Source organism: Streptomyces sp. NPDC090032, assembly GCF_044748025.1.
Taxonomy (GTDB): Bacteria; Actinomycetota; Actinomycetes; order Streptomycetales; family Streptomycetaceae; genus Streptomyces.
In genome coordinates, this window is the sequence record NZ_JBIVFF010000013.1 from 84900 (window position 1) to 97947 (window position 13048).

Annotated in this window: 14 protein-coding genes; 10 read left to right on the forward strand and 4 right to left on the reverse strand. The window is 68.3% G+C overall.

Features of this window, described 5'->3' with window-relative positions; all coding sequences use genetic code 11:
- The first annotated feature begins 5 nt into the window (after positions 1-5).
- From ACIPWY_RS29770 to ACIPWY_RS29785, 4 genes are read left to right on the forward strand one after another with little or no spacing between them, the layout of a single operon-like run.
- On the forward strand, positions 6-497 hold the full coding sequence (locus ACIPWY_RS29770; protein ID WP_393703751.1) for a TadE family protein: 492 nt from the start codon (positions 6-8) through the stop codon (positions 495-497).
- Between the two features lie 8 nt (positions 498-505).
- Entirely contained in the window at positions 506-1843 is a 1338-nt protein-coding gene (locus tag ACIPWY_RS29775) for a CpaF family protein (RefSeq protein ID WP_362903531.1), read from the forward strand.
- A gap of 34 nt (positions 1844-1877) precedes the next feature.
- Positions 1878-2828, forward strand: coding sequence for a type II secretion system F family protein (locus ACIPWY_RS29780; protein WP_362903533.1), 951 nt, complete (start codon positions 1878-1880; stop codon positions 2826-2828).
- A gap of 60 nt (positions 2829-2888) precedes the next feature.
- Positions 2889-3791, forward strand: coding sequence for a DUF5936 domain-containing protein (locus ACIPWY_RS29785; RefSeq protein ID WP_362903534.1), 903 nt, complete (start codon positions 2889-2891; stop codon positions 3789-3791).
- 18 nt (positions 3792-3809) lie between these two features.
- On the opposite strand, the gene ACIPWY_RS29790 is transcribed toward ACIPWY_RS29785, so the two are convergent.
- From ACIPWY_RS29790 to ACIPWY_RS29800, 3 genes are all read right to left on the reverse strand, one after another.
- On the reverse strand, positions 3810-4307 hold the full coding sequence (locus ACIPWY_RS29790; protein ID WP_362903535.1) for a hypothetical protein: 498 nt from the start codon (positions 4305-4307) through the stop codon (positions 3810-3812).
- A gap of 133 nt (positions 4308-4440) precedes the next feature.
- A complete protein-coding gene (locus ACIPWY_RS29795; protein WP_362903536.1) occupies positions 4441-6264 on the reverse strand; it encodes an alpha/beta hydrolase in 1824 nt (607 codons plus the stop codon).
- Between the two features lie 9 nt (positions 6265-6273).
- Positions 6274-6741, reverse strand: a complete 468-nt coding sequence (locus ACIPWY_RS29800; protein ID WP_362903537.1) for a hypothetical protein — start codon at positions 6739-6741, stop codon at positions 6274-6276.
- Positions 6742-7274: 533 nt separating this feature from the next.
- Between ACIPWY_RS29800 and ACIPWY_RS29805 the strand changes: the two genes are divergently transcribed.
- The 5 genes from ACIPWY_RS29805 (at position 7275) to ACIPWY_RS29825 (ending at position 9989) form a co-directional block, all read left to right on the forward strand.
- Positions 7275-7754, forward strand: a complete 480-nt coding sequence (locus ACIPWY_RS29805; RefSeq protein WP_362903539.1) for a hypothetical protein — start codon at positions 7275-7277, stop codon at positions 7752-7754.
- A 147-nt stretch (positions 7755-7901) separates the two neighbouring features.
- Positions 7902-8120, forward strand: coding sequence for a hypothetical protein (locus tag ACIPWY_RS29810; protein ID WP_401535777.1), 219 nt, complete (start codon positions 7902-7904; stop codon positions 8118-8120).
- On the forward strand, positions 8120-8728 hold the full coding sequence (locus ACIPWY_RS29815; protein ID WP_401535892.1) for a pilus assembly protein TadG-related protein: 609 nt from the start codon (positions 8120-8122) through the stop codon (positions 8726-8728). Before ACIPWY_RS29810 ends, ACIPWY_RS29815 begins: the two co-directional genes overlap by 1 nt.
- Positions 8728-9330, forward strand: a complete 603-nt coding sequence (locus ACIPWY_RS29820) for a hypothetical protein (protein WP_401535779.1) — start codon at positions 8728-8730, stop codon at positions 9328-9330. Before ACIPWY_RS29815 ends, ACIPWY_RS29820 begins: the two co-directional genes overlap by 1 nt.
- Positions 9331-9332: 2 nt before the next feature.
- Positions 9333-9989 (forward strand): OmpA family protein, encoded by a 657-nt coding sequence (locus tag ACIPWY_RS29825; protein ID WP_362903544.1) that lies wholly within the window; start codon positions 9333-9335, stop codon positions 9987-9989.
- Between the two features lie 279 nt (positions 9990-10268).
- On the opposite strand, the gene ACIPWY_RS29830 is transcribed toward ACIPWY_RS29825, so the two are convergent.
- Positions 10269-11570 carry a cytochrome P450 gene (locus ACIPWY_RS29830; protein ID WP_362903972.1) on the reverse strand — a complete coding sequence of 434 codons (1302 nt, stop codon included), beginning with the start codon at positions 11568-11570 and terminating at the stop codon, positions 10269-10271.
- Between the two features lie 461 nt (positions 11571-12031).
- Between ACIPWY_RS29830 and ACIPWY_RS29835 the strand changes: the two genes are divergently transcribed.
- Positions 12032-12823: a class I SAM-dependent methyltransferase gene (locus ACIPWY_RS29835; RefSeq protein ID WP_362903546.1), complete on the forward strand. Its 792-nt coding sequence runs from the start codon at positions 12032-12034 to the stop codon at positions 12821-12823.
- Positions 12824-13048 lie beyond the last annotated feature (225 nt).

Consider the following 13048-nt stretch of genomic DNA (forward strand, 5'->3'; position numbering starts at 1 on the left):
GGTTCTTGGGCGGGCGTGGCTGTCTGCGGCGGCTGCGGGTGGAGAGCGGCCTTCGCCACGGTCCCCGCAGCAGCCCCCGCCGCGGCACGGTGGGTGGCTCCCGCCAGACGGAGGTCGGCCCCCACCCTCGCCCCACCCCCCTCACCGACGACCGAGGCGTCTCCATCCTCGAGTTCGCCGGGTTTCTGCCCTTCCTCCTCCTCATCGGCATGGCCGCCATCCAGCTCGGCCTCGTCGGCTACAGCGCGAACCAGGCCGGTTCCGGCGCCAGGGCCGCCGCCCGCGTGCAGTCGCAGGGCGGCGACGGCACCGGCGCCGGGCGGGCCGCGATGAGCGAATGGCTCGACGCGGACATCGACGCCGGAGGCGGTGGCGGCGACACGACCACCGCCACCGTCACCGTGCACGTCCCGGTCCTCGTCCCGTTCCTGGACGACCGGTGGGACGTGCGCCGCACCGCCACCATGCCCAACGACCGTGACCCGGAAGGGGGTTGAGCCGGACCATGAGCCTGCGATCACGCGTGACGGTCCGCGAGGAGCCCGGCGCTTCGCGCGACGACGGCCTCGTCGCCGTCTACCGCGCGAAGCTCCTGGAGGAGATCGACCTCGCCGAGATGTCGTCGCTCGCGGCGGCCGACCGACGGGTGCGGCTCGAACGCGTCCTCGGCCACATCATCAGCCGCGAGGGCCCGGTCCTCTCCTCCTCCGAACGCAGCCAGCTGGTCCGCCGCGTCGTCGACGAGGCGCTCGGCCTCGGCGTACTGGAACCTCTCCTCGCCGACGCGTCCATCACCGAGATCATGGTCAACGGCCCGGACGCGATCTTCGTGGAGCGCGCCGGGCGCGTGGAACAGCTCCCTCTGCGCTTCGCCTCGCAGGAGCAGCTCATGCAGACCATCGAGCGCATCGTCTCCACGGTGAACCGGCGCGTCGACGAGTCGAACCCGATGGTCGACGCCCGCCTGCCCACCGGCGAGCGCGTCAACGTGATCATCCCGCCGCTGTCCCTCACGGGCGCGACGCTCACGATCCGCCGCTTCCCCCGCGCGTACACCCTGCCCGAGCTGATCGGGCTCGGTTCGCTCGACGAGCAGATGCTGATGCTGCTGTCCGCGTTCGTCCGCGCCCGCTTCAACGTCATCGTCAGCGGCGGTACGGGCTCCGGGAAGACCACCCTCCTCAACGCGCTCTCCGGCCTCATCCCGCCCCACGAGCGCATCATCACCATCGAGGACTCGGCCGAACTCCAGCTCCAGCAGGACCACGTGATCCGTCTCGAATCGCGGCCACCGAACGTCGAGGGCAAGGGCCAGATCACCATCCGCGACCTTGTCCGCAACTCCCTGCGCATGCGCCCCGACCGCATCATTGTCGGCGAGGTCCGCGGCGGTGAAACCCTCGACATGCTCCAGGCCATGTCGACCGGCCACGACGGCTCGCTCGCCACCGTCCACGCGAACGCCGCCGAGGACGCCCTCATGCGCCTGCAGACCCTCGGGTCCATGTCCGAGGTGCAGATCCCGTTCGAGGCCCTCAAGGACCAGATCAACTCGGCGGTCGACGTCCTCGTCCAGCTCACCCGGCACGCCGACGGCACACGCAAGGTCACCGAGATCGCCCTGCTCGTCTCCCACGGGCGCGAACAGTTCAGGATCTCGACGGTCTCCCGCTTCGTGCCGCACCCGCTGGGCCACGACCACCGCGTACACGGCACGTTCGAGCACCTGCCGCTGCCACGGCGCGTGGCCGAGCGCCTGTACGTCGCGAACGAGCCGATCCCGCCCGCGTTCGGCGTGATCGACGGCATCGACGGACGCAACACGAGGGAGGCCATCGGATGAGGACCGAGCGACCCGTCGGCGAGGGTGGCGGATCATGAGCGACCCCGCCCTCATCGCCCTCGGCGCCACCATCCTCACCTGCGCACTCGCCGTCGCGGGCCTCCACGCGTACGCGTCCGGGCGCGCGCAGCGCCAGGCCCTCGTCGACCGGCTCGACGGCCTCTCGGGCGCGGGCCCGCACGGCGGCGCCTCCGGCCGCGTACGCCGCTTCGCCACCGTCGACCGCAGGCTGCGCCGCACGCGTCTCGGCCGCGCCATCCACCTGCGCCTGTCCGCCACGGGGCTGGACCTGACCGCGGGGGAGTTCTTCACGTACGTGACTGCCGTGGTCGTCGCCCTCTGGCTGATCGCTTCGGCCGCGCTCGCGCCCTTCTTCGGGCCGATCGCCGGGCTCGTCGGCGTATGGAGTGCGGTGATCTTCCTGAACTGGCAGCGCCAGAAGCGCATCGAGGCGTTCATCAACCAACTCCCGGACGTGGCCCGCCTCCTGGCCAACGCGACGGCTGCGGGTCTTGCCCTGCGGACGTCGCTCGCGATGGCGGCGGAGGAGCTGGAGGCTCCCGCCGGCGAGGAGCTGTCCATGGTCGCCGACCAGCTCTCGCTCGGCCGCACCATCGACGACACCCTGGGTGAGCTGGCCGAACGCCTCCCGTCCCGCGAACTCGTCGTCCTCGTCACCACCCTCGTCCTCGCCAACAAGGCGGGCGGCTCGGTCGTGTCGTCCCTGCGAAACCTCACCCAGACCCTGGAGGACCGCAAGGAGACCCGGCGCGAGATCCGCACGATGCTCTCCGAGGTCAACGCGACCGCGTTCACCGTGCCGCTCCTCGGCCTCGGCTCGCTGCTCCTGATCAACTCGTCGAACGAGGGCGCGCTGGCCCGGGTGACGGGATCGCCGGTCGGCCAAGCGCTGATCCTCGTCTCGCTCGGCCTGTACGGGATCGGGTTCTTCGTGATCCGCCGGCTCGGAAAGATCGAGGTCTGACATGGGCATCCGGCATCCGGCGTCCGGCACCCGGCGCACGGCGAGCGAGGTAGGCAGGTCATGAGTACGGGTCTGATCGGGCTGCTGCTCGCCCTCGCGATGGGCCTCGCCGTCCTCGGGATCTTCCTGGGCATCCGCATGTACCGCGCCGAGGCCAAGCTCCCCGGCGACCTGGCCATCGCCCTGGAGGTCGGTGCGACGCGTGTCTCGGCGGCCGGGTCCGCGGTCGACCGCCTGGGCATGCGCTTCGCCCCCCTCGTCCTGCGGGCCATGGGCCCCCGCCGCGTCACTTCGAAACGCCGCAAGATCGACATGGCGGGGAACCCGGGCGGCCTCACCATCGACCGCTACGCCGCGCGCCGCGCGGTCTACGGGGTCTTCGGCGTCGTCCTCGGCCTGGTCTTCCTCACCAACGGCCAGACCCTGTTCGCCGCCCTCACTCTCGCGTTCGGCCTCCTCGCCGCGGACGGTCTCATCTGGCAGGCCACACGCGAGCGCAAAGAGGTCATCGACCGCACGCTCCCCGACTTCCTCGACGTACTCGCCGTCGTCGTGAGCGCGGGCCTCGGCTTCCGGCAGGCGCTCGACCGCGTCGCGGAGAAGTACGAGGGGCCGTGGGCCGACGAGTTGCGCATTACGCTCCGGCAAATGGACATGGGCGTCAGCCGGCGCCAGGCCTTCGACGAGCTGCGCCGCCGCAACGCGTCCGAACAGGTCGCCCAGTTCGTCTCCGCGCTCCAGCAGGGCGAGGAACTCGGCTCACCCATCGCCGAGACCCTCATCCAGATCGCCACGGACATGCGCCGCACCGACGCCCAGAACTCCCGTCGCCGGGCCGCGAAGACGATCCCGAAGGCCACGATGGTCACCCTCGTCTTCATGCTCCCGGCCACGATGATCCTCATCGCGACGGGCATGTTCCTCGGCTCCGGTTCCAACTTCGGTTCGATCCTGGGACGTTGAAAGCCGAGCGCCGAGGCGTCAGAACTGCTCTACGGTTTCGCCCTCGGGTACCTGGTAGCAGCCGGAGATGGTGGTGATGCCCAGGCTTGGAGTTTCACGCTTGCCGTACTGGGTGATCCGGACACTGACCTTTTTCGAGTCGTTGTCGGCGACGAGATTGAGGTTCTTGTTCGGGCTGTTGTCGTGGTAGAGATCCTTGATCACCCATCCGCCGGTGTTCAGTTTCTTCTTCAGGTTCTCCATGGCGACGTCGATGTCACTGGCCTTCTTCGGCGCGAAGTTCCACGGGTGCCAGACACGGAAGAACTTCTTCGGGTCCTTGCCGTCACACTCCTGGACCCCGGCACCTGCTTCGGAGGCCTTCCCAGGTACGCCCGCGAAATCGTGGATCTGGCTGGAGACAGCTTCCAGAGTGTCGGCAGCGTCCTCGGTGGTTGCGGTACCTGCATCGGGGACGCCCGAGGACACATCGTTGGACTTGCTCGCGCCGGAGCCGCTGCTGTCGGAGTCAGTCATGCCACATCCAGTGAGGAGAAGTGCGGTCAGTGCAAGGGCGAGGGGGGCGCCGGCGAGGTGGCGACGGCGAGGGATGCAGAGCATGGGGGTCCTTAGCGTCCTTTCGGAGGCGTTTCGTGGTGGTGTCGGAGAGTCACTTGGGGGCGGTGACGTCGTTGGGCTCACCCACCACAACAAGCGCCTGGTTCTTCAGCGCGGTCGTGTCCTTGTTCCAGTATTCGCTGTGACCCTCCGACCCCTTGGTGGCCGTAGGCCCGCTCCCTTCGGCGTGCGTGTTCATCTGGTGGGCGCCGAACTGGTCGTCGCTGGGGATGAGGAACGTGCCGCCGCCCAGCTTCCACTGGCTGCCACCGTGGCCCCAGCGGCCGATGTCGGGCACCGGATCGCCATCCGCCTCCTCATTCCAGACATGTCCCTTCGGCACGTCCATCTCTTCCGCGGAACCGACCTTGACACCGGGGCTGCCCGCGAAGATCACGTCGTCGGCGTTCAGGTCGCCCTTCTGCGCGGCTGCTCCGATGAGCGTGGTGCCGTACGAGTGCCCGATGGCGGTGCGGTGCGGCTCACCGGGGCCGTTGTGGGAGGCGTCGAGGCCGTCCATGAACTGGCGGTAGGCGGGCGCGCCGTCGTAGGCGTAGTGCTCGAAGGGAGCGTCCTTGACGACATCCTGCGGGGCGTCGTAGCCGAGCCAGGTGATGGTCGATACGGACGAGCCGGGCTGCGACTCCTGCGTCTGACGCCACAGCTCGGTCATGCGGTCGATGTCGCCACCGACCTTGTCCAAACTGGCTGTCGTACCCGGCACGTACACCGCCTGGTGCTGCGCGGTGTCCGGGTTTCCGGTGGCCACGATGGCCCGGCCGTTCCCTTCCGGGCTGAAGCCCAGCAGATACGCCTCGGGCAGACCACCCTTGCCGGTCTGGTCGAACCGGGTGTGGATGGCCTTCATGCCGTTGAGTGAGGCATTCAGGTGCCGGTACTGGTCGCCGTACTTCTTGTCCCACTCCATCCACTCGTCGGTGTGCACCTTGGACGGGTACATTCCTGCGGTGATCCACGTCCACTCGTTGGCGGGCGGCTTCGGAATTCCGTCGAGCTGGATCTGGTAGTCGGCCTCCTTCTCTCCGAGCACGATGCGATTGGCCTCGTCCCTGATCTCTGAGGGCACTCCGTCCAGTTTGCCCACGGCGTCGGGATGAAGGGAGAGATACGCTTCCCGCTCCTCCGGGCTGAGGCCCTTCCACCAGTCGGCGTTCTCCTTGGGGCTGCCGTTCTTCGGTGGTGTCTTGATCGAGTCCAGATAAGCCTTGCCCGCGTCCCGTACGCCGCCCATGTCCGACTGTGCGTCCTTCAAGTCGTGCTTGGACACGGTGAGGTCGTCGTCGGCCTTGAGGGCTCTCAACTTGGGCGACCACTTCGCGTCGCCCTCGGTGGCCTCTTCGAGGGCGCCGGCGATCCGGTCCGCGATGCCCTGAGCCAGCCCGAAATTGGGGTTGGGATCGAAGCCGGCGGCCTGTCGGTCGATGGCCTGGGCGGTGGGGTCGGTCCGGCCACCCGCCGTACCGCCCTTGGGCGGCGTCTCGACACCGTTCTTCGGCTGTCCCTCCGGGTAGGTGACGCTGCCGTCGGAATTCACCGTGAACTTGTGGGCCTCGGCGTCGTCGAGCGCGGACTGTAACTTCTTCTGCGCTGCATCCATGTCGAAGGCGAAACCGTTCAACGCGGTACTCACGAGCCCGCACTCAATCTGCGTGTAGTGGAAGTTCGCCGAGAGCCGCCCGAGCTCCTTGACCGCGGCGTCCAGCGCGTCGCCCTTCAGGGACTTCCGCATCCCAGCGACAATGACGTTGTCGATGTGGTCCTTGGCTGCACCGGCCATGTCGCTGGTGGCACGGTATCCGTCAGCGGCATCCTGCCATTCGGAGGGCTTCAGGGCCTTCAGAGTCGCGAGATCCATGGCGGCCCGTCACCGCCCCTTTTCCTGGCCGCCGAGGGCCTGAGTATCCGCGTACTTCGTCTTGAGTTTGTCCAGCTCGGCCTTCACGTCGCCATCGGTCTTCAGCAGATCGCGCCCCACCTGGTGCAACACTCCCTTGATGCCGTCGCAGCGCTCACTGACGGCCTTCGTATAGCGCATCCAGGAGGTGTAGACCTCCTTTTGCGCACCTGCCGTCAGACACGCGGCGCCGTCCCCGAGCCCCTTCTGTCCGTCACCGAGGCCGGCCTGTGCCCTGCCGATCCCCTCATGCAGCGACGCGACCCCCTCGCCTGCCTTGTTCCAGGCGCCTTGGCTGGACTTCAGGCCGCCGGTGACGCTGCTGGTTGTGCTGCCGCTCCCGGGGCCCTCGCCGGCCGGGTACTGATTGAGCTGCATCCCTGCGGAATGCCTCTCGGCCGCATCGCTCTTCAGCTGCTCCCACTCGTCCCACGGCATACGTGGTCTCCTCCCCGTGGCCCGGGGAGTGACCCCGAGATGCGTTGCCCAAGTTCACCTGTGCACAATGCGGTTGGCGCCGAGAAGTTACGGGCGGGTGCGCTGCGCGACGATCCGCCGGGTCCCTCATCAGGAAACTGTTCGACCGGCTCGGACGGGGAGGCCGACGGCACTCTCGACTCATTCCGGTCGACCGGTACCGGAGCGCTCAAGACTGTCTGCGCTGCTCAGAGAACCGTGCGACGGCCGGGACAAGTGTTGTGCCATGTACGGGAGTTGACCTGAATTGGTTGGTGTGAAGCTCGGGGCTGGTGCACAGCGCGACGGCAGTCAGGCGCGCAGACATCTGCCGCAGCGGCACGCAGGACCGCAGCCGGTCGTTGCTCATTCGATCCATGCCGGGGTGCCGAATTCGCGCGCCAGTTGAAGCAGCGACGGTGAAGGGCTGCTGAGTGGCGCATCGACTGGCTACAGTGACCGGAGCGATGAGTTGGCACTTGCGAATAGCGCACTGGTCTCCGGGGGGAGGGGAAGTGACGACGGCGATGGGCGGCCTGACGATCGGGGGGACGGAGAGCTCGATGCGAGCAGTCCGCGTATCGCTGACTGCCGGGATCGGGCTGTCGGTCGTCGACCCCGACGTCGTGTCGAAGACGGAGATCGGTAAGTCGATCGAGTACATCCCTTCCACGCCCACCTACAAGAAGACGGGCGCCCCGGCGGACCACTTGGCCGCGTCGGCGGGCTGCTTCCGGCGGGAGGCGACGAGCGCCGGCAGCAACAAGTGCGAGACGGGGAAGCCGGGTTCGGGGGACCCCAACTGTGCGGTGCTGCCCCTGCAATCGACCCACGCCCGCCGTGACGCGGCCTTGCGCGAGGCGATCAAGTGCCGGGGCGTCCCCGCCGAGCTGGTCACCGCGGGCAACTGGACCGTCAACCTCTGCGACACCATCCTCGGCGCGAAGGTCGCCCGCGACCTGGGTGGGGTCGTAGTGGCATACGACGGGCGGTGAAGGGCATGACAGGAAGCGACCAACTTCCGGTCAAGCGCGCGCCGTTAATGTGCGAAACACGGCACAGAGGGTTGCAGTTCCCGTACGTTGCGTATGGTGCCCGGGAGGTTCGGGGCGGCGAAGTCGTGCGGGAACGAAGGGGAAACCGTGCTGAAGGAACGCGTGCTCGGGGTGTGGGTGAAGTGGACCGTGACGGTGGGGGACCGCGTCCGCGGAAGAGGGCGGGATTCCGGGGCGGGGTTTGTGGAGTATGCGGGGTTGATGATTTTGATCGCGGGGATCTACACCCTCATCGACCAGTTGGGCTTGAACGGCCGAATTTCCCAGGCCATCGGCAACGCGGTCGACGACGTCATCGGCGGCTGATCAGTCGCAGGACGTGGAGCGACTCAGGGCAGACACTCCCGATCTACATCTGGCTGACTGGGATCCTGCTCTTCGCCGCATTCGCGTTCTTCGCCTTCGCTCAAGCCGCCTCGGCCCGTAACGGGGCTCAATCCGCTGCTGACGCAGCGGCGTTGGCTGCGGCTCAGGACAGTCGGGATGAACTGATTGACGGTCTTGGGCTTGTGATCGGAGATGGGGGCGACTGGCTCGACTGGCTGGCGGGCGAGGGGTTCACCGGAGACGGCGCACAGGTCGCTGCGGAGCAACTGGCAGCGGACAACGACTCCACTGTCCTGGGCGCCGTCCAACCCAGGACAGTCAACGGGTACCCGGGCTACAGGGTGCAGATCCGGACTCGGTACACCGTTGGCGAATCCATCATCCCTGGCACGGAGTCGAGGCACGCCAAGGCGGAGGCCACAGCGGTTATCCAGCCCCGTTGTGAGGCTGACCCCGATGCGGATCCCAAGAAGGACGTGGTCTTCCACTGCGACGGCGGTGAGGACTTCGAGATCGACCCGGGCGACTTCACGCCGGAAGACCTACCAGCCGCATCCGTCCTGTTCTCCGTGCGGCTGGCCGACTGATGAGCGAACGACGAGAGGGCAAAGCGATGAAGGGCCGAAAGGTACTGACCGCGGTAGCGATCACGGCTGGGCTGGCTCTCTCCGTGGCCGGCTGTGGAGGCGGTGATGATGGCAAGTCCGGCAAGGCGACTTCATCGTCAACTCCTGCGAAGCAGGACCGTGGTGAAAAACAGGGCAAGGCATCGCCGGGGGCACCGACGGATAAGACATTGGCCGAAGTGAAGAGCAACGGCATCACGCTCACCGTTACCTCGGCCGCACGAGATGGCGGCGGCTTCGTGACCGTCAGTGGCAGGGTGCTGAACAGCACCGAGGGCCGCTGGGTCGGCGCTGAGTGGATCAGTGACGAACAAGAACTCAAGAAGAACGGCGGGTCCCTGGCCGGAGCGAGTCTTGTCGATGAGACGGGCAAGAAGAAGTACCTCATCCTCCGGGACACCTCTGGGCGCTGCCTCTGCACGACATTCCAAGGTGGCGTCCCACAAGGTGGGACCATCGACTGGTTCGCCCAATTCCCCGCACCCCCCGAGGGCACCACCAAGGTTCAGCTCCAGGTGCCGACGATGCCCCCCGCCACCGTAGAAATCTCCGAGGGCGAGTAACCATGCCCCTCATCCGAACCCTCGCCACCCTCTCCACCACCACCGCCGCCCTGATCACCCTCACCCTGAGCGGCAGCGGCCTCGCCCACGCCGACGACCCCGACCCGTCCGGCGCCCCGCCCGGCAGCACCACCACCTCTCCGCCCCCGGACGTCGACGCCAACAGCCCCGGCCTGAAGCTCGCCGACGGCGCCACGCTCGCGCCGGCCAAGGTGCTGGACATCAAGTCCGTCGTCGAGGACCTGTCCGGTGACGAGCGGCGGGTGGACACCAACCAGGACGTGACGTTCGCGCTCCAGGCGGAGGTGCTGTTCCCGAAGGACAGTGCCAAGCTGAATCCGGGCGCCAAGTCCCGGATCCAGGCCATCGCCGACGAGATCAAGGCGCAGAACGCCACGAACGTCCGCGTCTTCGGATTCACGGACGACCTCGGGACGTACGCACACGGGCTCACGCTCTCGAAGAAGCGCGCGGAGGCCGTGCACGACGCACTCGCGGCAGCGCTCGGTTCGCAGGAGCAGGAGCTCACGTTCGCGGTGCGCGGCTACAGCGAGGACTACCCGATCGCCGACAACAGCAGCGAAGAGGGCCGCAAGAAGAACCGAAGGGTCGAGGTCTCGTTCCCGAGGGGCGAGCGCGGCACGGGGGATCAGAGCTGACGTCGAACGGCTTCGCTCACCGCAGGCCGGCGCTGTTGCCCCTCACGACTCCTTTGGCGGGGCCGAGATAGGCGCCCACGGGTCGCCGGCGCGATGATGAATCCCGGAACATCCCGTCAGCCGTCAGCCGTCAGCCGTCAGCCGTCAGCCGTCAGCCGTCAGCCGTCAGCCGTCAGCCGTCAGCCGTCAGCCGTCAGCCGTCAGCCGTCAGCCGCCGAGCGACAGCATCACGGCGGCGCCGATGAGACCCCTTGCGCAGTCTGCGCCGTCTGCCGAGTCTCAGCCCACATGTACCGGCAGTGTGTCCACTCCGTACACGATCGACAGCTTGCGGAACTCCAGGTCGCGGGGCTCCACGGCCAGCTTCAACTCCGGGAAGCGGCGGACCAGTTGGGGGAATGCCGCGCGCAGTTCCATCTTGCCGAGTTCGGCTCCGATGCAGCGGTGGATGCCGTAGCCGAACGCGAGGTGGGAGCCGGTGACCTGGCGGGACGGGTCGAAACTGTCCATGTCCTCGCCGAGGCGCGCGTCGCGGTCGGCCGCGCTGAGGGAGACGAGGACTATGTCCCCGCCTGATATCTGGACCCCGCCGATCTCGACGTCCTCGCGTGCGAAGCGCGGGAACGCGGTCTGGACGACGGTGAGGTGACGCAGCAGCTCGTCGACGAAAGGCGCGGCGACGGCCTCCGGATCCTCCGCGTCGCGCAGCGCCGCGAAGTGCTCGGGGTTCTGGAGCAGGATGAGCGTGCCGAGTGCCAGCATGCTCGCGGTGGTCTCCAGGCCGCCGGTGAGGACACCGTCGGCGAGGCCGGTGAGCTCCTCGTCCGTGATGGAGTCGCCGTATTCGCGTACGAGCATGCCCAGGAGGCCGTCGCCCGGGTTGCGGCGTTGCTCGGCGACGATCCCGCGCAGATAGTCGAGGGACTGCGACACGGCGCTGAACGACGCGCCCGCGCCGCCGAACACGTCGAAGCGGGCCACGGAGAACTGCTGGAAGTCGTCCCGGTCCTCGTAAGGGACGCCGAGCAGCTCGCAGATCACCAGCGCGGGCACCGGCATCGCGAAGTGCTCGACGAGGTCCACCGTGCCCGCGCCGTCCGCCGCCTTCGCGAGGTCGGCGAGGCGCTCCTCGACGATGGCGTGGATACGGGGCGTCAGCCGGGAGAGCCGGCGCATCGTGAACTCCGGCGTCAGCATCTTCCGCAGCCGCGTGTGGTCCGGCGGGTCGGTGAAGCCGAGTCCGCCCGGGTTCTGGTCGTCGGTGACACCGGTGTTGCCGACGAGGTTCCGGAAGTCGTTGCTGAAGGCGGACCCGTGGCCCAGTACCGCCTTCGCCTCGTCGTATCCCGTGACCAGCCAGACCGTCATGCCGGGGATGGGCAGCCTGCTGACCGGCTCCCGGTCACGCAGTTCGCCGATCTCGGCCACCGGGTCGAGGCCCTCGCGGCGCAGCGGAAGGAGCGCGGCGTCGGGCAGCTTCGACAGGACCGAGAGGTCGAGGCCGCCCTTCTTCCGGAGCCGGGCGAAGTAGAGGCGGGTCAGCCAGGCCGCTATCGAGGATCGTGCGGAACGGGCCGCTATCGCCGAGCGTGCGGAGCGAGCCGCTTCCGCTGGACGTGCGGTACGGGCCGCTATCGCTGAACGGGCGGAACGAACGGAGCGAATGGAACGATCGGACATGAGCTCGCATTTCGGCGCGGGACGGACGGTGCCGTTACCTGTGTCGGGCAGCGGTGCCCGGAGCGGATCCGCCCAGGGTACGTGGAGACTTCGTAGGCCGAGGAAGGGGCGGGCGGTTACCGCCCCTGCCTCGGCGTACTTCATTGGATCGGTACTTCAGCGGATCGGTCAGGAACCGTGCGGGAGTTCGGTGAGAGATGTCCTCGACCCGGGGCATGCGGACGTCCCCTGGTGGTCCCCCGCCGGCCCGTCGATCAGCTCCCGCAGGATGTCGCGCCCCCTCCCGCGAAGGGCGGACGGGACGGCCCGGTCGGCACAAAAAGCACGTGCCGTCGTGGGAGCCTCGCTGCGAACATGGCCCCATGAGCAGCACACCCCCCACCCATGCCGGCCGCCCCTTCGACGAGCTTGTCGCGGAGGCCGCTGCCGCCCCCGTCGAAGGCTGGGACTTCTCGTGGTTCGAAGGCCGGGCCACCGAGGAGCGGCCCTCCTGGGGGTACGCGCGGGCCATGGGCGAGCGCATGGGCCGGGCCTCGGCCGGGCTCGACCTTCAGACCGGCGGAGGCGAGGTCCTCGCCTCCGCCCCGAAGCTGCCGCCGCTGATCGCCGCCACCGAGGGCTGGCCGCCCAACGTCGCCAAGGCCTCCGCACTGCTCGCGCCGCGCGGCGTCGTGGTCGTCGCCTCGCCGGAGGGGGCGCCGCTTCCGTTCGCGGGCGGCACGTTCGACCTGGTGACCAGCCGCCACCCGGTGAAGGCCCCGTTCGCGGAGATCGCCCGGGTTCTGGCGCCCGGCGGTACGTACTTCGCGCAGCACGTCGGCCCGAGCAGCGTCTTCGAGGTCGTCGAGTTCTTCCTCGGCCCGCAGCCGGACGAAGTCAGGAACGGCCGCGACCCGGAGGGCGAGCGCGTCGAGGCCGAGGCTGCCGGCCTCGACGTCGTCGACCTGCGCGCCGAGCGCCTGCGCATCGAGTTCTACGACATCGGGGCCGTCGTGCACTTCCTGCGCAAGGTGATCTGGATGGTTCCGGGCTTCACGGTCGAGGCGTACCGGCCGCGGCTGCTCGAACTGCATGAACGGATCGCGGAGGAAGGGCCGTTCGTCGCCCACAGCACCCGCCATCTGATCGAGGCGCGCAAGCCGAACGCCGGGTGAATCTCGGCAATTGGTGCGGAAGCGGGCGGAGTTCGCCGGGTCTCTTCGTCTCTTCCGGAGGCTCGGCGTCCAACCGATTCCGCATCGTTATCGACTATGGCTCGCTACACGTGTCACCTTCACGTAGGTTCAGACCAAGGTAATTCGCGTGAGCAAAGCTGCGCGGCGGCACCGTGCAGTGGAGGGGGCTGCGCGGTGCCGCGTGCCTTCGCCGCCACTTCGGCC